Below are 22,153 nucleotides of genomic sequence, written 5' to 3' on the forward strand. Positions count from 1 at the left end.
GCGGGCGCCGGGACGTCAGCCAGTCCACCCTTCTTCCAGCGCCTGCATTTTCTCGAAGCCTGACGCCTTGAGCACCTCCAGCGCGCGCGCGCGGAACGCATCACGGCTGGGGAGCGCCCCCGTATCGCGGCAGGATTGCGCCACAAAGCTCTTCATTTCGGCCAGATAGTTGCGGTGCAGCATATAAAGCGCACGCTTGCGCCCGCGCTCGTCGATCAGCGACATTTCCTTCGACCGGCCGTCTTCGGTGTATTCGTTGTTATACATCTGCCAAATCAGCGCGAAGGGCAGATCGAGCGCCACTGCGCTCTGCATCACGAAGCGGCTCTTCATGTATTGCTGCTTCACGGTCAGCGGCTTGGCGCGATCGGCATGATAGCCGAATTCGCCGATGAACACGCGGCGCTTGAACGGCAGGCCTTCCTTGGGCGGCAACTGGGCTTCGAGAAAGCCCAGGATCTCTTCCAGCGGCTGGCGGATCGACATCAGATCAGGCGTGGGCGACTGTTTGATCGCCTCATAGGCCGAATAGGACACCAGATCGGGATTGACCTCGCGCAGCACCGACAACCCGATGCTGGGGCGGCCCGCCATCGCTTTCTTCACGAGGTTGACCTCGATGTAGTGATAGACCGCCACATCCTTGTGCGCGACCGCTGCGCGGGCATTGTCGACCGCGAGCTGGCGGATCTTCATCCAGGCGATCATCCCTTCGACCGCCGTGGGCGAGGGATCAAGCTCGCGGTTCTGGCGGCCCAGCAACAGCCAGTCACCCTCCCAGTTGCCGAGCATGAACACCTTGCCCGTGCCCGAATAGCGTTCGAGCAGCCACGCGGTCAGGGCGTACATCTCGTCATAATACTGGCGCGCCTCGGTCATATCGACCCCGTCGCGCCATGTGGCGTCGGTGAAGGAATGGACCCACGCCTGATAATAGGTGAAGTCCATGTCGAGCGCCTGCTGCACTGCGGGCGCGGCCTTCACATAGTCGAGCGTGGTCTTGGCCCCGCGCGCCGCTTCGGCCGAATCGTAAGCGGGTGCGGCGCCCTCGGCCAGCGAGATCTTGAGCAGGTTGGAGCCCATGCCCCGCACATTGTTGGCCTGCTCGATCAGGCGGTTGCCCTTGGTGTGCTGGTAAGGGCCACCGATCGCCTGCGTGCCGAGGATGTAGTTGTAGCTGCGCGCGGCGGCTTCCGGATCGGCTGCGCAGCTGGCCCCCGATTGCGCGGCGACAGGGGCGGAGAGCGCCAGCGCGAGCATCGCCGCCGCCCCCCGGCGGAGCGCCGCCCCGCGCTGACGCTGGCGCGCCATCAGAAGCTCACCTGCACGCCGAGGTTGAAGCGGCGTCCCGCGAGCGAGACGTAGTTCACCAGCTCCTCGTACTTGAGATAGCGGAAGGTGCCGGTGTTGGTGAGGTTGGTCGCATCGGCGGTGATGCGCAGGTTGCGGTTGATGATGAAGCGTGCCGCGAGATCGAGCTGCCCGCGGGCGGCTTCGACCTCGGGCAAGGCCTCGGGGCGACCGAAACCGAGCTGCACCACCTCGCGCCGGGTGAAGGCCGAGCGCCAGTTATAGGCAAGGCGCAGGTTGAACGTCTTGTCGTCGTAATAGGCGCTGGCGTTCCAGGTGTATTTCGACAGACCGCGCCGGCTGATGGGATCACCTTCCTGATCGCGCAGGTCGCTCTTTTCGTCGATATAGGTGAAGTTGCCCGTCACCCCCAGATGGCGCAGCACGCCCGGCAGGTAGGTGAAGGCATGGGCCGCGCCCACTTCGACGCCCTTCAGCTTGGTGCCGCCGAAATTGCCGAAGGTGGTGACCGAGAACACCTCGCCGTTGATGTCGCGCGCGGTGGGGACGGGGTCGCGGAAGATCGTGGTGTCGATGTTCTTCATGAAGGCCGCGACCGACACGAAGCTGCCCTTGTCGTAGTACCATTCGAACGAGGCATCGAAATTGTCCGACCGCACCGGATCGAGGAACGGATTGCCCGCCACCCCGAAGCCGGCGAAGTTCGGATCGACATCCGACCGCGTCAGTTCCAGCCCCGGCGAAATCTGCGTCAGCGCCGGACGCCCGATCGTGCGCGAATAGGCGAAGCGGGCGATGATGTCCTTCGACAGGCCGAAATTGAGGTTCGCGGTCGGCAGCCAGTCGTCATAGCTGTTGTCGAAGGTGACGATGCTGTAGCTGACCGGGGTGCCCGGATTGATCAGATAGCCCGACGAGGTGGTGTCCGTCTCGACATAGCGCAGGCCGACATTCCCGAACATCGACACAGATCCGATATCGGTGCTGAAATTGGCCCGCAGATAGCCGGCGATGGTCTCCTCCGTAACGCTGAAGCGTTCGTCCTCGACCTCGTAGAAGCCCGAGCCCGAGGCCGGGTTGACCGCGCGGATGTCGAACAGATTGAAGTATTCCGCCACGCTGGCGATGTTGCACCCGGCGGTCGATCCGAAGGTCATCGGCAGATTGCCGCCGAAACGCTTGAGGATGTCCGGATCGCCCGCCGTGGTCAGGCACGAGCTGAGGAAGGTGGCGGTTGCCGCTGCGCCTGCATTGGTGGTGTTGGCCGGGTTGAGCGGCACCGCCCAGACGTTCACCGCCTGCACCGGATCGCGCACCTCCTGGCCAGCGATGGCGGCAATGCTGCCGCCTTCGTTGGCGTTTTCATACCGCGCCCGCTGGAACCCGCGCTCGGCCCAGCGCAGACCCGCCTGGAACGACTGGAAGAAGCCGCCCGGCGTTTCCCAGGTGGCATCGAAGCGGAGCGAATCGTCGGTGTTCTCGGTATCGGCCGCGTTGCGCTGGAATTGGCGGTAACGGTAGCGGTTGTAGCTGAGATCGCCGGGATTGAGCACCACCAGCTGATCCTCCGGCACGACCCCATTCACCCCATAGGCCGTCGAGGGGAAGGGGTTTTCGTAGAAGGTGACGTTGGGGATCTTGTTGTCGCCGAGCTGGAAGTCGACGATGTTGTAGAAGTCCTGCGTGTTGAACACCGGGGCGGTGCCGCCCTGCTGCTCGATGCTCGCGCTCAATTGTCCGAAGTTGAGCGTGGTCGCCTTCCCGCGCGACGTGGTGCCCTTGGCATAGAAGGTCAGGCTCGGGGTCACATCCCAGGTCGCCTCGGCCGAATATTGCTGCGATTCGCGCGAGACTTCGTTGATCGAGGGCGCGGCGCCCACGCGGGTGGTGAAGGACGCCAGACGCCCGCCGGTCAGGACATAGACATCGCCGAACCCGGCCGAGGTGCCCAGCTGTTCAAAGGTCGCCCCCGGGCCGCCGACCAGAATGCCCGAACGCGGAATGTTCGAGACGATGTTCATGTTCGCGCCGGTCAGGCTTTCGTTGAGATCGGTCAGCACCGCATCGAAACGGATGTCGAGATTGGACGCGGGCTTCCACTGGAGCGTGCCGTTGAACGACTTGCGGGTATCGTCGCGCACACGCTCGGACACGCCGAACGCGCCGGGGATATAATAGACGTCATTGGCATCGCTCAGGCCGTCGCCATTGGGATCGTCGAAGGCATAGCGATAGGGGTTGGGCCGCGTGCCGCCGCCGGTCGCGTTGGGAATGGTGGCGAGCTGGAAGAAGTTGTAATTGGCCGCCGACTGGTTGGCGCCCTGGCTGGCGGGCGGATCGATGTTGCCGATCTTGCGCGTCCAGATGCCGGGCGCGTCGATCACCTCGTTGCCGCCATAGACATAGGCGTAGCTGGCGATTTCCTTGTAGCCGACATTCATGATCACCCCGAAATCGCCCAGCGGCGTGTCGAGGAATTTTTTCTGCACGAACAGGTTGCCGTCCTGGCGGCTGAGATCGCCGACCTCGGCATATTTGGCGGTGCCGGTGATGTTGACGATCAGATCGCGCTTGCCCTTGAGCGGAGCGCGGGTCTGGAGGTTGATCGTCCCGCCGAGCGAGCCTTCGATCTGGTCGGCGGTCAGCGCCTTGAGGATCTCGACCCCGGCGAAGAGTTCCGCGGGCAGATCCTGGAAATTGACGCTGCGGTCGTTGCCCTGACTGAGATCGACATCGCCCGTGCCGGAAGCAATCGCACCGTTGATGGTGACGTTATTCTCGGACAGGCCGCGCACCTGCACCTGTCGGCCTTCGCCATCATTGCCGCGGTTGACCTGCACCCCGGTGATGCGCTGGAGCGCCTCGGAGATGTTGTCATTGGCGAGCTGGCCGATGTCCTCGGCGTTGATGACGTCCTTGATCTCGGTCGCGTTGCGCTTGTCGTCGATCGCACTTTCGATCGACTGGCGCACGCCGGAGACGACGATGACATTCTCCGGCTGGTCGTCCGTGACCTGCGCTTCGGCGGTCGCAGGGTCATTGTCCTGCGCGACGGCGGCCGTACAACCGAACGCCAGAACGCCGGAGATCAGAGCCAGTCTGGAGCCAGACACGACGAGATGCTGCTTCATGATTTCACTCCCCCGGCCAAGACTTCTGTCTCGACCTTGTTGTTTTTCAGAAGACTGTCGAGCCGCGCGGCGCGTTGCGCTGTGACCGGATTGGCGTGCCGGACTCGCAAACGGCCGCTCTCCCTCAGCCTTCGAACCCAAAATGACCCGGATTTCGACTTTAGTAAAGAAAATTGTTTCATTTAAAATGGAGGCGCTTGGGCATCCGCTCGACATAGCTGCGGGCCGCCTTGGCGAGATTCTCTGGGCAATCGGTACTGATTCGGCGGCAAGCGCGGCGCGTCATCGGGCGTGGGTGCCGATTGAAGCTTGACCGGATCGAGAATGTATAAATAAAATGGTTTTCGAAAATTGAGGCGAGCCGACTCGTCGGGAGGGGAAACTTATGGTCTGGTTGCGCAAGGCGCTTGCAGTTGCGCTGATGGTGGTGGCCTGCGCACTTTCCTCTGCCGCTCCGGCGCAAGGGAATGCGGAGCCTGCCGTCCTTGTCGGCCCGGTCAACGCCCGCTTTCCCGCTGCGGGAACCGCTCTGCGCAAGGATCTGGCCGCGCCGCTTGCGGTGCAGGACAGCTGGACGATCAAGGGCTGGGTTCGGCTGGATGAGCAGACCCCTGGCCCGCGCACCATTTTCTCGCTGATCGACGACAAGGGCGGCGCGCTCGTCTCGCTCGCGCTTCAGGACGGCCGGATTCAGGCAGAAGCGGGCGGCGCACGTGCTGCTGCCAACGTCAATGGCAAGCCCGGTGACTGGTTGCTCGTCACCCTCACGTCTGACGCCGATGGCGTTGCGCTGATGGTCGGCGCGGAGCGGCCCGTTCGCCTGAAGGTTGTTGAGCCGTCTCAGGCTGTGGCGGTCGTGCTCGCGCCGCGCGCGCCGGGGCGCGACGTGTTCCGCGGCGCGCTCGCCAGCTTTGCGGTGTGGCGAGGCGCGCCTGCGGCCGTGTCGCGCATGGTGTGGGCGCGGCCTGAGGAAAGCCTCATTCAGTTCGAAAGCGGGAGCCCGTCCTGGCCGTTGCAGGTCAAGCAGATGATGGGGCAGACCATACCGCAGGATCCGGCCACGCTGCCGGTCAGCCGCGCCGCCGCAGTGCCGCTCGCCAAGGCCGTGCGGCCTGTGCCGACTGCACCGCTGACGCCTGCAGGAGAGAGCCGCTGGGTGCTCGGTGACTGGCGACTGGCCGCTGCGCCCGACGTGAGCGCGGCGCCTGCCGCGATCGCGCAGCCCGGCTTCGATGCGGACAAGTGGCTGCCCGCGATGGTGCCCGGGACGATCCTTGCAACCTATGTCGCCAACGGGATTTACCCCGACCCTGCCTTTGGCCTCAACAACCTGCAGATCCCCGAGCATCTCAGCCGGCAGGATTACTGGCTGCGCACCGAGTTCGTGGTGCCCCACAGCGGGGCGCGCGGCAATCTCGCGCTCGCGTTCAAGGGCATCAACTACGCCGCGGAAATCTGGCTGAATGGCGCGAAGCTGGGCACGACCGAAGGCGCCTTCACGCGAGGGCGCTTCGATCTGCCGGGGCGGTTCAAGGCGGGCGAGCGCATCGCCCTTGCCGTTCGCGTCACGCCGCCGCCGCACCCTGGCTTGCCTCACGAGGAATCGCTCACCGCCGGGCCGGGACAGAACGGGGGCGCCATGATGATCGACGGCCCGACCTTTGGGGCCAGCGAGGGCTGGGACTGGACGCCGACCGTGCGTGATCGCAACACCGGTATCTGGCAGGATGTCGTGCTCGAGGCATCGGGCGATGTCAGGATCGGCGATCCGCACGTTGCCACGGTCTTGCCCCGGCCCGACAATTCGCTCGCCGAACTCACCATCATCGTGCCGGTCATCAACGATGGCGATCAAGGCCGGTCGGTGGCCGTCGAGGCGCGCTTCGGGGATGTGATCCTGCGCCAGAATGTCGACGTTCCGGCTGGTGCGAGCGCTGATGTCCGCTTTGCGCCTGACCGGTTCCAGGAGCTGCGCATCAGCAACCCGAAGCTGTGGTGGCCCAATGGCTATGGCGATCCCGTGCTGCATGATCTTGCCATCACCGCCAGCGTTGCAGGCAGCCCCAGCGACCGGCGGACGATCCGCTTCGGTATTCGCGAGGTCAGTTATGAACTCTCGCTGGTCGACCCGGCCGAGGCACTGCGCCGGGTGGCGGTCGCCCCGGCGCGCAGCAGCGGCGAACAATTGCTCGATGTGCGCCATCAGGCGATCCGCAAGGTCGAGGGCGGCTGGGCGGTCTCGCTCGCCCGCGACATCGCCGGAACCCCGGCGCTGGCTACGGTCGCCGATAGTGCGCTCGCCCCGCATCTGCTGATCCGGGTGAACGGGGTGCCGATCGCGGTGCGCGGCGGCAACTGGGGCATGGACGACTGGATGAAGCGCGTCTCGCGCGCGCGGATGGAGCCCTATTTCCGCCTCCACCGCGAGGCCAACGTCAACACCATCCGCAACTGGATGGGGCAGAGCACCGAGGAGGTGTTCTTCGACCTCGCCGACGAATACGGCCTGCTCGTCCTCAACGATTTCTGGCTGTCCACGCAGGATCACAACGCTGAGCCGGGTGATTCCGCGCTGTTCCTCGCCAATGCGGCGGACACCGTCAGCCGGTTCCGGCACCACCCTTCGATCGTGCTGTGGATCGGTCGCAACGAGGGCGTCCCGCCGCCGGTGCTCAATAGCGGTCTTGAAAAGCTGGTGCGCGAGATCGACGGAACGCGCGCTTACCTGCCCAACTCGCGCGATGTGAACATGGCCAACAGCGGCCCGTGGAACTATCAGCCGCCCGAGGCCTACTTCACCCGCATCGGGCGCGGCTTTTCAACCGAGGTCGGCACGCCCTCCTTCCCGACGCTGGAAACGTTCAAGGCGATGATGCCGCCGGAGGACCAGTGGCCGGTCAGCGATGCCTGGGCCTATCACGACTGGCACCAGGGCAAGGCCGGGGATGTCGCCAGTTTCATGAAGGCGATGGACAACCGGCTTGGGGCCGCCACCGATCTCGCCGACTTCGAGAACAAGGCACAATTGCTCAACTACGAAGCGCACCGCGCGATCTTCGAGGGGATGAACGCGGGGCTGTTCACGCGCAATTCCGGGCGATTGCTGTGGATGACTCAGCCCGCCTGGCCGAGCACGACATGGCAGATCTACAGCCACGATTACGACACCCACGCCGCCTTTTTCGGCACCCGCAAGGGCGCGGAGCCGGTGCACGTTCAGGTCAACCTGCCTGATCGCAAGCTCGCGGTGGTCAACAGCCTCGGCGCAGCCCTCGCCGATGCGCGGCTGCGGGTTCGCAACTTCGCGCTGGACGGCGCGCTTCTCGACGAGCGCGTCATGCCCGTCGAAGCGCCAGCCTATGGCGTGATCGAAGCGGGCGAGGCGGTGCCCGAGGCGGTCTTCGCCCGCGCGCCGGTTGTCATCACCAAGCTTGAACTGCTCGGCAGCGATGGCGGGGTGCTGAGCGAGAACCTCTACTGGCTGGCGCGTGAGCCTGCCGCCTACCGCGCGATGAGCGCGATGCCGCGTGCGGCGGTCACCGTGACGGCGCGCCCGATCGCCGATGCCAAGGAACAGGTGATCGAGGCGACCCTGACCAACAGCACCAGCCAGCCAGCCTTGCTGGTGAAGCTGACGCTGAGCGATGCGGCCGGCCAGCGCCTGCTGCCCGCCTATTACAGCGACAACTACGTGTCTCTTTTGCCCGGCGAAACGCGTGTGCTGACGATCCGGCTGCCGCGTTCCGCAGCCGCGCCAGCAAGCCTTGGGGTGCGCGGATGGAATGTCGATGCGGGAACGGCACGGGTGCAACCATGAAGGCGGATCAATGGAGAGGGTCGTGATGACGGATTCCATGCTGGCGGGCGTCGAGCTCGGGGGAACCAAATGCGTTTGCGTGCTGGCCACGCGGGCCGGCGAGATCCTCGCCGAAGAGCGGGTTGATACGCTCGCTCCGGAGATCACCCTGCCGCAGATCAAGCAGGTGCTTGCGCGGTGGTTCGGCGCGGGACGACCGATTGGCGGCCTTGGCATTGCATCCTTCGGGCCGGTGGACATCGACGGAGCCTCGCCGCGCTGGGGCCACATCGGTCAGACGCCGAAGCCCGGCTGGGCCGGGATCGCGGTGGCGCAGGAGCTTGGTGAAGGGCTGGGTGTGCCCATCGCGCTCGACACCGACGTCAATGGCGCCGCGCTGGCGGAACTGCGGTGGGGCGCGGCGGCCGGGCTTGAGGATTTCGCCTATGTCACGATCGGCACCGGGGTGGGTGTCGGCCTGATTGTCGGCGGCAAGCCGATTGCCGGTTTCGGCCATTCGGAGCTTGGCCACATGCGCATCGCGCGTGTGCCGGGTGATACCTGGCCAGGGTCATGCCCCTATCACGGCGATTGTGTCGAAGGTCTGGCCGCCGGGCCTGCCATCGTCCAGCGGTCGGGTATGCGGGCCAGTCTGATCGCGGCCGATGATCCGATCTGGCATCTCGTTGGCCATGCCATTGCCCAGATGCTGCACAATATCGTCCTGACGGCCACGCCCCGCCGCATCTTCCTTGGTGGCGGCGTGATGGCCGCGCAGCCGCAGCTCTTCCCGATCATCCGCCGCGAATTGCAGGCGAGCCTGGCCGGCTATGTCAGCTCGCCCGAGCTTGACCGGATCGATGACTATGTCACCGCGCCCGGTCTGGGCACCCGCGCCGGGCCGCTGGGGCCGATTGCGCTGGCGGCGGCGCTGGCGCCGCAGGCGGTGCGGCAGGTCATTCCCGCTGCGTGATCGGGCGGTGACGCCTAGGCGTCGGTCTTCATCAGCGCGGTGCGGTTGGGCAGGAAACGGCTCGAAAAAGGCAGGATCGCCGCACCGATGGCGGCGGCATCCTCGGCCAGTTCGGCTCGGCGGATCGGTGCCCGCACCGGGAGCGAAACGCCGCGGTGGCGCACGTTGAGCGCCAGCCTGTCGCACAATTGATCGACGAGGCCAGCCGGCAGTCGTCCGCCGATGAAGATCGCGTCGGGATCGATCACTGCATTGATGACCATCAGCGGGTCGGTGAGCTGGTCGGCGGCCGTTTCGACCCACTGCGCGGCTGCCATGCTCGCCTCCGGCCCGAGGCGGTCGAGCGGGCCGGGATCGGGAAAGCCCGCAGCCGTCAGGTGACTGTATAGCCCGGACAGCGAGGCAATATCCTGCAACACCACCGGATTGCGGCGTGCCCGGCCAATTGGCAGGAAGCCGATTTCCCCGCTGCGCCCCGTTGCCCCCGTGACCGAGTGGCCATCGATCACCAGCCCGCCGCCCAGCCCGGCGCTGACCAGCAGGTAGAAGAAGGTCGGCGCCACACGGCCATGCCCGAATTGCAGCTCGCCGATGGCAGCGGCTGTCGCATCGTTTTCGGTTATTACCTCAAGCCCGTGCGCGCCGAGGAGATGCCGGGGATCGGTGGTTTCCCAGATGCCGAAGGCGGCCGGTCGATTGGGCAAATCGACCCCGCCAAAATCGTCGGGAATGGCAAGCCCGATCCCGGCAATCCGGCTCATGTCGATGGTGCCGGCCACGCGCATGGCTTCGAGGTTGCGGGCGACGAAATCGGCGACCTGATCGGGCATCGGGAAGCGGATGTTCTCGACCACCCGCATCCTGAGGTCGCCGAGGAAATCGAGCGCCACCATCGTCATGTGATCGCGGTCGACATTGACCCCGATCGAGAAGGCGCCGTCCGGGTTGATCGCCAGCTTGAGCGCGGGTTGCCCGCGCTCGCCCCGCCGCCGCCCGGCTTCAATGATCAGGCCATCGGCGAACAGCTTGCGGGCGATGTTGGTGATCGACGGCGGGGTAAGCCCGGTAATCTCGGCCAGTTCGACCTTGGTCACCGGCGCATTGAGGCGGATCGCCTGAAGCGTGACACGCAGGTTGTGCGAGCTGCCGCGTTCCAGATTGGTGCCGGACAGCCCATTGCTGAGCAGGTTGACCCGGTCGCGGGTGGAGACACCGACACCTGACGGCTTGCGTTCAGTTGTCGCCATCGAACCTTCGTCTCCAGATTGGCCGCAAGCCTGCAAGAATGGCACGGTCTACCCGCCAAGCGGCCCGAGTGCAATTTTCGAGCGCGGGTCGTACCCCGGCGTCTCGGGCGCCCTTCAGTGTGCGCCGGGCTTTCCGCCTTCGGCCTTCTCACCGGCCTTAAGATCGGTTTCCGTTCCGTCGCGCAGCCAGCGGGCGGGAAACTGGCCCGGGCCCGCTCCGTTGCGGTTGCGCAGCACCGACCCTTCGTCGAGCCGCTCGGTGAAGGTCACGCTCGACCGACCTTGCTCGGGGGCGAGACCGGCGAACAGATCCGCGCGCATCTTCTTGACCACCGGACGCAGCGCGGGGTCGGCGATAAGGTTGCGCATCTCCATCGGGTCGGCCTTGAGATCGTAAAGCTCCTCGGTGTCCCAGACGCCGTGATACTGGATGTACTTGTAGCGATCCCCGCGCAGCGCAAAGGTGGTCGGGGTCTGCGGGTAATTGTATTCCCAGTAATATTCGTAATTGAGCGAGGTGCGCCACGGCCGGTTGAAGGCGCGCCCCATCAGCAGGTCGGCATAGCTCATCCCGTCGAAGCGGACGCCTTCGGGACGCTGTGCGCCGGCGAGTTCGAGGAAGGTTGGCGCGATGTCGATATTGGCGACGATCTCGTTGACCACCCGCCCGCGCGGCATTCCGCCCCCGAAGGCGATCAAGGGCACACGCATCGATTCCTCATAGGCGCTTCGCTTGTCGATCATGCCGTGTTCGCCGAACATGAACCCGTTGTCGCCCATCATCACGACGATGGTGTTGTCGAGCATTCCCTTCTTCTGAAGCGTCGCGATGATGTCGCCGATGCCTTCGTCGACCGCCCTGAGGGTCTCGTTATAGCGCAGCTTGAAGTCGATCACGTCCAGCGTCGAGTGATAGGGGAACTCGACCCCATGCCACGAATTGCGCTGGTCCTTGGTCCAGCGCGGCTTGCCTTCGTAATTTTCGGGCGTGTCAGCCATGCTGTCGGGGAGCTTGATCGCATCGCGGCTGAGCGTGCCCTGATGCCGCTCGGCCGGGATGAAGTCGGCGTGCACTGCCTTGTGGCTGAGATAGAGGAAGAACGGCTGCTTGCCGCTTTGCTGCTTCAGCCAGTCGAGCGCGAAACTGTTGAGCTCGTCGGTGATATAGCCCTTCCGCTCGACCCGCTGGCCATCAATGTTGAGGGTGTGGCGCACGCCCTTGCCATTGTCGGGCAGATAATCGCCCTGTCCCTTGAAGCTGATCCAGCGATCGAAGCCGGGCTGAGGGTCGTCGCCGTGCCCTCCCATGTGCCACTTGCCGATGAAAGCCGTGCGATAACCGGCCTGTTGCAGCGCCATCGGGAAGAAGAAGGTGCCGGGGCGGAACTTGATGTTGTTATCCGCGATCCCGTGGTTGTGCATATATTGCCCGGTCAGGATCGAGGCGCGGCTTGGGCTGCACAGGGCTGTCGTGACGAAGGCGTTGGGGAAATACACGCCCTCACGCGCGATGCGGTCCATGTTGGGGGTCTTGAGGGCCGGATCGAGGAAGCCCATCGCATCGTAGCGCTGATCGTCGTTGAGGATGAAGATGATGTTGGGCGGCGCGCGTCGGGCCTCGGCCTGCGCTTCGGCCTCATCGGGCATGGTGATCGCGGTGACAGCCACAAGGGCCACCACGAGGCCGACGAAACCTGTCCTGCTGAGCGAACGCAAACGCATCATGGCAATTCTCACCTTCGGTTCTGCGCGGAGCCGTCTGCGGCCCGGTTTTCTTACAATTCGGCGCTGGCTTCCCAGGCAACCAGCATCTGCCCGCCATCCTCGATCGCGACATCAAGCGCATCATCGGTCAGCCACACGGTGCCGGCTGCGAGCGCGGTTGCGCCGGCCATGCATCCGGGTGCGACCGGCATCAGCCACGCTGGCGCAGCCGCCCGCGCCGCAACGCGATGTTCACCGGGTCCGCCGAGGCGTTCGATGATGAACTTCGGCGCCGCAACCAACTCCTCGCGCGCCGGGCCAAGGGCGCGCGCAGGCTGGTGCCTGAACGGCGCGGCCACCGCCGCCGCGATGCTCTCGTCGAGCTGCAAGGGGCGCGGTCTGCCGTAGTCGTAGAGCCGGTAGGTGAGATCGACGTTCTGCTGGATCTCAAGCACCGAAAGGCCCGCGCCGATCGCGTGGACGGTGCCTGCGGGCACATAGAAGAAATCGCCGGGCGCGACCGGGTGCCACACCATCAGCGCCTCGATGCTGCCATCAAGCGCCGCCGCCCGCAGTTCCGCGTCCGAAAGCTCCCGCGCAAAGCCTGCCCCGATGGTGGCGCCGGGCTCGGCGGCGAGGACGTACCATGCTTCCTCCTTGCCGCAACGGTGGCCGCTCGCGTGGGCCTGATCGTCGTTCGGGTGAACCTGGATCGAGAGCTTTTCCGAGGTGAACAGGCGCTTCACCAGCAGCCCCGGCGCGCTTTCGTCGGCGAACCAGATTTCGCCGATGGGATCATCGGTTTCAGCCGGAGCGCCATAGATCGCCGGGATCGCGCGCTGGCCCCAGACCTTCTCGACCGCGTGCCCGTGAAGCTGACGCAATGCCATAGCCCGCCTCCTCAATGCCCGGATGCTGTCGCCGCAGCGCTGGTGCGCAGCACCGCCGCGCGGCGCGCGGCAAGGCCGAAGCCCAGCAGCAGCGCATAACACGCCGCCGGCACGATGAAGGCGGTCGCGTAGCTCGTCGCGCCCGACACCAGCCCGACAAGCAGCGGCACGGCGGCCCCCCCGACAATCGAGAAGCACAGAAAGCCCGAGGTCGCCGCCTCGCTTGCGGTCGATCGTTCGAGGGTGAGTGTGAAGATCACGGGGAACATGATCGAATTGAACAGGCCGATCCCGAGCGCGGCATAGCCTGCCGCCAATCCGCCGACGGCGGCCACGAACAGACAGATCGCGCAGGCCGACCCGGCGAAGATCATCAGCAGCGCCGTCGCCGGCACCCGGGTCAGCAGCGCCGAGCCTGCCAGCCGCCCGATCATCGCCCCGCCCCAGTATAGGCTCACCATCTTGCCCGCCTGTTCGAGCGAGACGCCGAGCACATCTTCGCTGCTCAGGAACAGCGCCATCTGGGTGCCGATCGCCACTTCGGCGCCGACATAAAGGAAGATCGCGGCCCCGCCGAGCAAGGCCCAGCGCGACGATGCCGCTTCTGCCAGAAGCGCAATGATCGAAGGCTGTGCCTCGGTCTGTGCCGTCGCCGGCATGGCGCGCGTGATGAGGCTGCGGGCAAACCAGATGAACAGCGCCAAGGCGCCAATCAGTACCGCAATCCACAGGAATGCCGCATCGATCCCGACCAGCGCCGCTTCCCGCACGCCCGCGTCGAGCGCTTCGCCCTCCTTGATTTCCACGCCCTTGAGGAACAGCAGCGCGCCCAGATAGGGGCCGATGAACGTGCCGAGACTGTTGAAGGCCTGACTCAGCGTCAGCCGCAGGTGGCTGCCCTCGGGGCGGCCGAGCGCCGCTGCCAGGGGGTTGGCCGCCACTTGCAGGATGGTGATGCCGCTCGCGAGAATGAACAGGCCGAGCAGCACCATGGCGTAGACCGCAAGGTTGGCTGCCACCAGCATCAGCATACAGCCCGCGATCATGGTGACGAGCGCGATCAGAACCGTCGTCACCGACCGCCGCCGGGCCAGCAGCGCGGCCGCCGGCAGGCTCATCACTCCATAGGCGATGAAAAAGGCCGAGGCGCTGAGTTGCGCTTCGAAGTCGGACAGGCTGAAGATCCCTTTGACCGCCGCTACCAGCGGGTCGATAAGCGAAGTGATGAAGCCCCATGCGAAGAACAGCGTGGTAACCGAAGCGAAGGCGAATTGTGTCGTGGCGGAGGGCGCTGCACTGCGCCCCTCGCTTGCGGCGCGCGCGACGCCCGCTGCATCCTTTGCGTCCATCCCAATTCCCCTCACCGTCCCGTTGTCCGTCCGGGCATCGCCGCGCCGTGCCTGCCTGTCGCGGGCAATCGGGTGGCGGCGGGCGCAGAGGCAACCGTGTCTATGGCTGGGATGATAGCGCCGAAACAGGGGGTGTAAAGAAAATTGTTTTAGGTATTATATGGGCGGACCATAAGCGGGCGGCGGCGCAGCACCGAGAGTTCTCCGGCATGATTAAGGAAAAAGTGATCCGTAATTCCGCAGGCTTGCGCGATGCACGGCAGGGAGGAGCAGAATTGCAGCACTCACGATCAATGGGACTCGCGCTTTGCCTGCTGGCCGCGGGGTGCAACGCCGCGCCGGACGCGCCTGCCTTGCCCCAATCGGCCACCGATTTTGCCGCTGCTGCATCCTGCAAGACCCCGCCGTCTGCGCCCGTGGCGATCAAGGGCGGCACCTTCATCATGGGCAGCGATGCCGTCTATGCCGAGGAAGGGCCGCCCCGTGAGACCCGCGTCGACGGCTTCCGGATCGATCCGCATGAAGTCACCAATCGCCAGTTCGCCGCCTTCGTCGCTGCCACTGCTTATGTCACTGTCGCGGAAAAGCCGGTCGACCCTGCGCAATTCGGCGTCCCAGTCCAGCAGATCCCGGCCTATATGCTCCAGCCCGGTTCGGCGGTGTTCACGCCGCCCGATCGCCCTTCGCGCAACTATGCCGATTGGTGGGATTATGTGCCCGGTGCGAGCTGGAAGAAGCCCTATGGCCCGCAGGGGCCAGATGCCGTGCCCGATCAGCCGGTCGTTCATCTCGCCTATGAGGATATGCAGGCCTATGCCGCTTGGCGAGGCGGGCGGCTGCCGACCGAGGCCGAATGGGAATATGCCGCCAGCGCGGGCGCATCCAAATATGTCGAACAGCCCGATCCTTCGCGGGCCAACAGCTGGCAGGGTGTGTTCCCGCTGGTCAATGAAGGCACGGACGGCTTCAAGGGCATCGCCCCGGTCGGCTGCTTTGCGCCCAATGCCTTCGGACTTTACGACATGGTCGGCAATGTCTGGGAAGTGACCGCTGATCTCTACAGTCCCGGCCATGATCCCGCAGCGCGCGACAACCCGCGCAGAACCGACCGCAACGCAGCCTATGATCCGCTCAATCCCGGCTTTGTCAGTCGCGTGATGAAGGGTGGCAGCTACCTGTGCGCGCCCAATTACTGCCAGCGCTATCGCCCCGAAAGCCGTCAGGGGCGCGACCCGGGTCTTGGCGCATCGAACGTCGGCTTCCGCTTGGTGTACGACGCGGCGCCACAATAGCGCCGGTGGCCGGGGGAGCCCGAAGGCGAGATCCGATTTTCGGGAGAGAAGATTTGGTGCGGTCGAGAAGACTCGAACTTCCACGGGCTTTCGCCCACAACGACCTCAACGTTGCGCGTCTACCAGTTCCGCCACGACCGCACTCGGGGTTTGTCGGGGCAGCCAAAGCGCTGTCCCCGCGGTAGGAGCGCGCCCCTAGCAAGGGGTTTGGCGCCGCGCAAGCTCTTTGACACGATGCCTGTGAAAGGGATCAGTTGGGTGCCCAGCCAAGCGCGACTTCGGCGGCGCCGACCGGGATGTCGCGGATCGCTTCGGTGACGGTCACGGTCTCGCCGGGGGCGAGGCGGCGCTTGGGCGGAACCACCGGCCAATCGCCGATCTTGCGATCACGCTTGTCCTTGAACACCACCAGCACCTGCGGCACGGCGAGGCTTTCGCGGGCGTTGTTGGTGATGGTGCCGCGCACCTGGAAAATGGTCTCGCCGTTTTCGAGCGTTTCCTTGCGCTGCTCGGTCCTGGGGAAGTTGAACTCCAGCCCCGGACGGCTGACGCCAAAGGTCGGGCGACTGATCGGCACCCATTCGGGCAGGCCATAGTAATTGACCGCGACTGCCAGCCCCGTCGCCACCGCCGCGAACAGCGCGGCCGCCAGCGTCCACATCCGCAGCGTGTTGCGCCGCCGTGTGAAGGGCGCGCGATAATCGAACTGCGATCCGCCATCCTCCCCGTCATCGCTATCGTCGGCGAAAGGCGGATCGGGCGTGTCGTCGGAGAAAGCCGGGACGGGAGAATCGGAATAGTCCGGCTCCCGGCTGGGGGGCGGTGAGGGCGGGGTGGCCGGCTCGCCTGCGGCATTGAGGCCGCGGCGCAGCGCGCGCATGGCGATCATCGCTTCAGCCTCGGCCGAGGCGGGCTCAGGCGCCGGCTCGGGCGTGCGCCAATGGCTGACCGAAGGGCCATCGCTGGCCGGCTCGGGCACCGGTTGGGACGCTGGCGGTGGCGGAGGTGGGGGCGGTGGCGGAGGTGGGGGCGGCGCGGCGCGCGGCTCTTCCACCGGAGGCGGCGGAGCGGGCGGCGGCGGGCTTGCCTCTTGCGGGGCTGCCTCGGGAAGCGCCAGCTCGGGCGGTTCCTGATACCAGCTGTGCTTGCACTTGGCGCAGCGCACGGTGCGGCCTTCGCTGCCGATGGCAGCATCTGGCACGGCGTAGCGGGTGCCGCAGGCTGGGCAAGCGATGATCATATCCACACTTGCATGAATCACACGGACCCTGCGCACAAGAGCCCGCACCCCCTGCCTGCCCATTTCCCGCGTGTTTTCCACATTGGGACACGCATTTCGGGCGATTGGTGGCACTCTTTGCCATCAGGCGACTTTCCCGCCGCGCGCCCCCCTGTTACGTGCCCCCCATGAGTGAGAACCTCGCCGGGCACGTGAAATTCGACAATGTCGGGCTGCGCTACGGCACCGATCCCGAGGTTTTGAGCAATCTCAGCTTCACGCTCTATCCCGGCAGCTTCTATTTTCTCACCGGAGCGAGCGGGGCGGGCAAGACCAGCCTGTTGAAGCTGCTCTACCTTGCCCAGCGCCCTTCGCGCGGGGCGATCCGGATGTTCGGGCAGGATCTCGTCACCATGCCGCGTGAGCGTCTGCCGGAGCTGCGCCGCCGGCTGGGCGTGGTGTTCCAGAACTTCCGCCTCGTCCCCTATCTCACCGCGTTCGACAATGTCGCCCTGCCGCTGCGATTGGCGGGGACGGAGGAGAAGAAGGTGGTGAAGGCGGTCGGCGATATGCTCGACTGGGTCGGCCTGTCGCACCGCGCCCATGCCGTGCCGCCGACCATGTCGGGCGGCGAGCAGCAGCGCGTCGCCATCGCCCGCGCGGTCATCGGCCGCCCGAAAATGCTGATCGCCGACGAGCCGACCGGCAACGTCGATCCCGATATGGCCTTGAAGCTGCTGCGCCTGTTCGAGGCCTTGAACAACCGTGTCGGCACGACGGTGGTGGTGGCGACCCACGATGTCCATCTGCTCAAGAAGGTGCCGGATTCGCTGATCATGCGGCTGCACAAGGGGCAGCTTTCCGACCCCACCGGCGCGCTGCGCTATCCCCCGCGCCCCAGCGGGCCGAGTGCCGGGGGCGCGCCGTGAGCACGCTGCCGCCGCTTCCCGCTGGGTCCGATGCCGACGAGGCCGAGGGCCAACCCGCCGCCACGCCGCAACGCCCCGTCGGCCGCGCCGCTGCGCGGCTGCTCCCGCCGACGCGGCTGACCGGTCCGATCCCCTATGTCATCGCCATCCTGATCGCGCTGATGGTGATTGCCGCAGCCGGAGGCCTTGCCTTCGGCAATCTTGCAACCTCGGCCCGCGCCGGGCTTTCGCGCGGGGTGAGCGTTCAGGTGATCGAGCCCAATCCCGATCTGCGTGGCCCCAGGGGGCAGGACGCGCTCGGCGTGCTGACCGGACTGGAGGGCGTCACTGCCGCCCGGCTGGTGCCCGAGGCCGAACTGGTCGCCATGCTCGAACCGTGGCTGGGCGAGGCGGCAACCTCCGGCGATATTCCGATCCCGGCGCTGATCGATGTCGAGCTGGCAGGCCCGGTCGATGCCGCCGGGGTCGCCCGGATCGAGGCCGCGCTGGCCGCCAAGGTGCCGGGCGCGCGGGTCGATGCGCAGGGCGATTTCCTGAAGCCCGTGGCCGAGGCGCTGGCTGCGCTGCAATGGATGGCGGTCGGCCTGATTGCGCTGGTCGCGCTGGCGACGGCGGCGGCGGTGTGGCTGGCGGCGCGCAATGCCTTTGCCAGCGCGCGCGAGACGGTCGAAATCATGCACCTGCTCGGTGCCAGCGCATCGCAGATCGCGGCGGTGTTCCTGCGCGATGTCCTGCGCGAGGCGGCGCTCGGCGCCATGCTGGGCGGGGCGATCGGCGCGGGCGCGGTGTGGCTGCTCGGCCAGCAATTCGCCGCGCTTCAAAGCGGGATGGTGAGCGGCGGGGGACTGACGCTGGCCGATTGGCTGGTGATCGCCGCGATCCCGGTGGCCGGCGTGCTGCTGGCGCTGGCGACGGCGCGGATCACCATTGCGCTTGCCCTGCGCGACATGCTCTAAGCTGGCCAAACAATGATCCGGCGTTTCCTCTCTCTGATTGTGCTTGTCTGGGTGATCGGCTTTCTGTGGTTCGTGGTCGCCCTGCCGCGTCCCGCGCAGGAGCCGGTCAAGACCGACGCTGTCATCGTGCCCACCGGCGGGCCGGGGCGGATCGCGCGCGGGCTAGAGGTGCTCGACAAGGGGCTGGCCGCGAAGATGCTGGTCAGCGGGGTCGACCGCGAAGTGCGCCCGCAGGAATTCGCCGCCCAGTTCGGCGTCTCGCCGCGCCGCATGGCCTGCTGCGTGACGCTCGGTTTTGCCGCAGTCGATACCCGCTCCAACGCCTCGGAAACTGCCAAGTGGGTGGCGCAGAACGAGGTGCGCTCGCTCCGGCTGGTTACCACTGACTGGCATATGCGCCGCGCTGCGGGCGAGCTTGACCGCACCCTGCCCGATCACGTCACGGTGATCCGCGATGCGGTGCCATCGCAGGCCGATTTCAAGACGCTGTTCCTCGAATATCACAAGCTGCTCGCCAGTCGCGCGCTGGGATTGGCCGACCTTTGAAAACGCTTGTCGCCGCGTTGCGTTCGCTCGCCTTCTATGTGCTGTTCTATGGCGGCAGCACGCTGCTGGTGAGTGCCTCGGCCCTTGCGGTGACGGCCCGGCCGGCATGGCTGGCAGAGATCGTGCGGCGCTGGGGTGCGTGGCACTTGTGGTGCACGCAGAAGGTGCTCGGGATCGAGGTCGTGCTGGATGGTGAACTGCCGCAGGGGCCGGTGCTGATCGCGGTCAAGCACGAGGCCTTTTTCGAGGCGATCGACACCCCGCGCCTGTTCGCCCACCCCGCTGTCTTCGCCAAGCAGGAGCTGTTCCGCATCCCCGGCTGGGGCTATTCGGCGCTGGTCTATGGCCTGATCCCCGTCGCGCGCGAGGAAGGCGCCAAGACCCTGCGCCAGATGCTGGCGCTGGCCAAGCAGCGGGTCGAGGAAGGCCGCCCGCTGGTGATCTTCCCCGAAGGCACCCGCGTGCGCGTAGGCACCCGCCCGCGCCTGCAGGCGGGGTTTGCGGGGCTCTACAAGCTCCTGAAGCTGCCGGTGGTGCCGATCGCGGTGGATAGCGGGCGGCTGTACCACCACGTCATCAAGCGCCCGGGCCGGATCACCTACAAGGTCGGCGAAACAATCCCCGCCGGCCTCCCGCGCGAGGAGGTCGAAGCGCGGGTGCATGCGGCGATCAATGTGCTGAACGGGTAGGGAACGCCGAGGCCGCGTCAACTTTCGGCCGGAACAAGGCCAAAGCCGCCCTGCCCTTACGCCCCGTGCTCTCGCCCGAAGTCCGGTCGGCTGTCGTCCTGACCCTGCTCGATCACCGCGCGGCGGATGGCGCGGGTGCGGGTGAAGAGGTCGAACAGCGCGTCGCCATCGGCTGATCGGATCGCGCGCTGCATCGCGGTGAGGTCCTCGACAAAGCGCCCCAGCATCTCCAGCACCGCGCCCTTGTTGCTGAGGAACACGTCGCGCCACATCACCGGATCGGAGGCGGCGATGCGGGTGAAGTCGCGGAAGCCCCCCGCCGAATACTTGATCACCTCGCTCTGGGTCACGTCCTCCAGATCGCTCGCGGTGCCGACGATGGTGTAGGCGATGAGGTGCGGGATGTGGCTGGTGACCGCGAGCACGAGGTCGTGGTGGGCCGCGTCCATCAGTTCGACCTTGGAGCCAAGGGCGGCCCAGAAGTCGGAAAGGGCTTCGAGCGCGGCGGGATCAACGCCCTCGGGCGGGGTGATGATGCACCAGCGGCCCGCGAACAGCGTGGCGAAGCCTGCGTCCGGGCCGCTCTGTTCGGTGCCCGCAACGGGGTGAGCGGGGATGATGGTGGCGCCGGGGAGCGCTTCGGCCAGCGCGTGGGCGACAGCTTCCTTGGAGGAGCCGACGTCGCTGATGATCGCTTGCGGCTTGAGGCCCGGCGCAATCGCCCGTGCCGCATCGCCCATCGCGCCGACGGGGACGCACAGGATCACGAGGTCGGCGTCCGCCACGGCAGCCTCGGGGGTGTCGTGGACGGTCTCGACCAGTCCGCGTTCGGTTGCGCGTGCGCGCACAGCCGGGTCACGATCCCAGCCGGTGGTCGCAATGGCCAGCCCGCGTGCCTTGACGGCAAGGCCGATCGACCCGCCGAGCAGACCAAGACCGATGATGGCGAGGCGCTGGATCGTCATGCCGCCTCTCCGCACAGCCGCCGCAGCGTCGCGATGACATCGGTGGTCGCTTGCGCGGTGCCGATGGTGATGCGCAAGGCATTGGGCAGACCCTGCGACGGCAGGTGGCGCACGGCATACCCGGCATCCGACAGGGCTTCGAGCGCCTGTGCGGCGCTCACCGCACCCTCGAAGTGGACGAGCAGGAAGTTCGCCTCGCTCGGAGACGCCGAGATGCCGTGGTTGCCGAGGGCGGCGATGGCCTCGGCCAGCCGGGCGCGTTCGCGGGTGTTGTGCTCGCGGCTGGCGGCAACGAAGCTCTGGTCGCCCAAGGCGGCGAGCGCGGCCTTCTGCCCGCTCACCGAGACGTTGAAGGCGCCGCGCAGGCGGTTGACGAGATCGACAAGGTGGGCCGAGCCAGTGACCCAGCCGACCCGCTCGGAGGCAAGGCCATAGGCCTTGGAGAAGGTGCGGCTGACCAGCACATTGTCGTGGGTCTTGGCCATCTGGAAGGCCAGCGTCTGGAAAGCAGGGTCGACGTATTCGGCATAGGCCTCGTCGATCACCAGCAGCACGTCGGACGGCAGGCCGGCGTGCAGGCGGGCGACTTCGGACGGGGGCAGGAAGGTGCCTACGGGATTGTTGGGGTTGTCGAGCAGCACCACGCGGGTGCGCGCGGTCACCGCGGCCAGCAGGTTGTCGACGCTCGCGCCGTAACCCTCGGGCTCGGCGAACACCGGGCTCGCGCCGACTTTCTGCGCGAGCAGGGGATAGAGCGAGAAGGAGTATCGCGATGCCAGCACCTCGTCCCCCGGCCCGGCCAGCGCCTGCACCGCGCAGTGCAGCAGCTCGCCAGAGCCCGTGCCGCACACGATGAGCGCGGGATCAAGGCCGTGGATTTGCGCGATCGCCTCCCGCAGCATCCGCGCGTCGGGATCGGGGTAGTCAGCGGCGACATGGCCCTCGGCCAGCGCAGCGAGAGCCGCAGGGCTGGAGCCCAGCGGGTTCTCGTTCGCCGACAGCTTCACCAGCGGCTTGCCCGAAGCGGACTTCGACTTGCCGGGGACATAGGCGTGGATCTGGGCGATCCAGGGTTTGGGTTCGGGCTTGCTCATGCGAGTGGCGCGATAGCCAGTTTGGCCCTGCGAATACAGCGCGAAAACGCGTGAGGCGCGGG

Annotated in this window: 17 protein-coding genes and 1 tRNA gene; 8 read left to right on the forward strand and 10 right to left on the reverse strand. The window is 66.3% G+C overall.

Annotated features, from left to right (window positions below):
• Positions 1–15: 15 nt before the first annotated feature.
• Positions 16–1,311 carry a hypothetical protein gene (locus PS060_RS07330; protein WP_273986537.1) on the reverse strand — a complete coding sequence of 432 codons (1,296 nt, stop codon included), beginning with the start codon at positions 1,309–1,311 and terminating at the stop codon, positions 16–18.
• Positions 1,311–4,442, reverse strand: coding sequence for a TonB-dependent receptor (locus PS060_RS07335; protein WP_273986538.1), 3,132 nt, complete (start codon positions 4,440–4,442; stop codon positions 1,311–1,313). The genes PS060_RS07330 and PS060_RS07335 overlap by 1 nt, the downstream gene beginning before the upstream one ends.
• Before the next feature lie 142 nt (positions 4,443–4,584).
• Between PS060_RS07335 and PS060_RS07340 the strand changes: the two genes are divergently transcribed.
• From PS060_RS07340 to PS060_RS07350, 3 genes are all read left to right on the forward strand, one after another.
• Positions 4,585–4,755, forward strand: a complete 171-nt coding sequence (locus PS060_RS07340; RefSeq protein ID WP_273986540.1) for a hypothetical protein — start codon at positions 4,585–4,587, stop codon at positions 4,753–4,755.
• 72 nt (positions 4,756–4,827) lie between these two features.
• Positions 4,828–8,259, forward strand: coding sequence for a glycoside hydrolase family 2 protein (locus PS060_RS07345; RefSeq protein ID WP_273986542.1), 3,432 nt, complete (start codon positions 4,828–4,830; stop codon positions 8,257–8,259).
• 25 nt (positions 8,260–8,284) lie between these two features.
• Positions 8,285–9,211: an ROK family protein gene (locus PS060_RS07350; RefSeq protein ID WP_273986544.1), complete on the forward strand. Its 927-nt coding sequence runs from the start codon at positions 8,285–8,287 to the stop codon at positions 9,209–9,211.
• Between the two features lie 14 nt (positions 9,212–9,225).
• Here the strand turns inward: PS060_RS07350 and PS060_RS07355 are convergent, their stop codons facing one another.
• From PS060_RS07355 to PS060_RS07370, 4 genes are all read right to left on the reverse strand, one after another.
• Positions 9,226–10,458: an ROK family transcriptional regulator gene (locus PS060_RS07355; RefSeq protein ID WP_273986546.1), complete on the reverse strand. Its 1,233-nt coding sequence runs from the start codon at positions 10,456–10,458 to the stop codon at positions 9,226–9,228.
• A 114-nt stretch (positions 10,459–10,572) separates the two neighbouring features.
• Positions 10,573–12,183: a sulfatase family protein gene (locus tag PS060_RS07360; protein ID WP_273986549.1), complete on the reverse strand. Its 1,611-nt coding sequence runs from the start codon at positions 12,181–12,183 to the stop codon at positions 10,573–10,575.
• A 50-nt stretch (positions 12,184–12,233) separates the two neighbouring features.
• On the reverse strand, positions 12,234–13,052 hold the full coding sequence (locus tag PS060_RS07365; protein ID WP_273986551.1) for a class I mannose-6-phosphate isomerase: 819 nt from the start codon (positions 13,050–13,052) through the stop codon (positions 12,234–12,236).
• Between the two features lie 11 nt (positions 13,053–13,063).
• Positions 13,064–14,401 (reverse strand): MFS transporter, encoded by a 1,338-nt coding sequence (locus tag PS060_RS07370; RefSeq protein WP_273986552.1) that lies wholly within the window; start codon positions 14,399–14,401, stop codon positions 13,064–13,066.
• Positions 14,402–14,694: 293 nt separating this feature from the next.
• Here PS060_RS07370 and PS060_RS07375 point away from each other — a divergent pair, with 293 nt between their 5' ends.
• On the forward strand, positions 14,695–15,693 hold the full coding sequence (locus PS060_RS07375) for a formylglycine-generating enzyme family protein (protein WP_273986553.1): 999 nt from the start codon (positions 14,695–14,697) through the stop codon (positions 15,691–15,693).
• A 54-nt stretch (positions 15,694–15,747) separates the two neighbouring features.
• Here the strand turns inward: PS060_RS07375 and PS060_RS07380 are convergent.
• A tRNA-Leu gene (locus PS060_RS07380) sits at positions 15,748–15,834 on the reverse strand.
• Positions 15,835–15,943: 109 nt separating this feature from the next.
• Entirely contained in the window at positions 15,944–16,933 is a 990-nt protein-coding gene (locus PS060_RS07385) for an MJ0042-type zinc finger domain-containing protein (protein ID WP_273986555.1), read from the reverse strand.
• A gap of 167 nt (positions 16,934–17,100) precedes the next feature.
• Here PS060_RS07385 and ftsE point away from each other — a divergent pair, with 167 nt between their 5' ends.
• Genes ftsE through PS060_RS07405 form a run of 4 tightly spaced genes read left to right on the forward strand, consistent with a single transcriptional unit; the run spans position 17,101 to position 20,032 of the window.
• Complete coding sequence (gene ftsE, locus PS060_RS07390; protein ID WP_273986558.1) at positions 17,101–17,841, forward strand: cell division ATP-binding protein FtsE; 741 nt, start codon at positions 17,101–17,103, stop codon at positions 17,839–17,841.
• Positions 17,838–18,797 (forward strand): cell division protein FtsX, encoded by a 960-nt coding sequence (locus PS060_RS07395; protein WP_273986559.1) that lies wholly within the window; start codon positions 17,838–17,840, stop codon positions 18,795–18,797. Before ftsE ends, PS060_RS07395 begins: the two co-directional genes overlap by 4 nt.
• A 12-nt stretch (positions 18,798–18,809) precedes the next feature.
• Entirely contained in the window at positions 18,810–19,343 is a 534-nt protein-coding gene (locus tag PS060_RS07400) for a YdcF family protein (protein ID WP_273986560.1), read from the forward strand.
• A 17-nt stretch (positions 19,344–19,360) separates the two neighbouring features.
• Positions 19,361–20,032 carry a lysophospholipid acyltransferase family protein gene (locus PS060_RS07405; protein WP_273986561.1) on the forward strand — a complete coding sequence of 224 codons (672 nt, stop codon included), beginning with the start codon at positions 19,361–19,363 and terminating at the stop codon, positions 20,030–20,032.
• 56 nt (positions 20,033–20,088) lie between these two features.
• Here PS060_RS07405 and PS060_RS07410 read toward each other — a convergent pair whose 3' ends face one another.
• On the reverse strand, positions 20,089–20,997 hold the full coding sequence (locus tag PS060_RS07410) for a prephenate/arogenate dehydrogenase family protein (RefSeq protein ID WP_273986562.1): 909 nt from the start codon (positions 20,995–20,997) through the stop codon (positions 20,089–20,091).
• Entirely contained in the window at positions 20,994–22,091 is a 1,098-nt protein-coding gene (locus PS060_RS07415; RefSeq protein ID WP_273986563.1) for a pyridoxal phosphate-dependent aminotransferase, read from the reverse strand. The genes PS060_RS07410 and PS060_RS07415 overlap by 4 nt, the downstream gene beginning before the upstream one ends.
• Positions 22,092–22,153 lie beyond the last annotated feature (62 nt).

The organism is Erythrobacter sp. BLCC-B19 (assembly GCF_028621955.1).
GTDB lineage: Bacteria > Pseudomonadota > Alphaproteobacteria > Sphingomonadales > Sphingomonadaceae > Erythrobacter.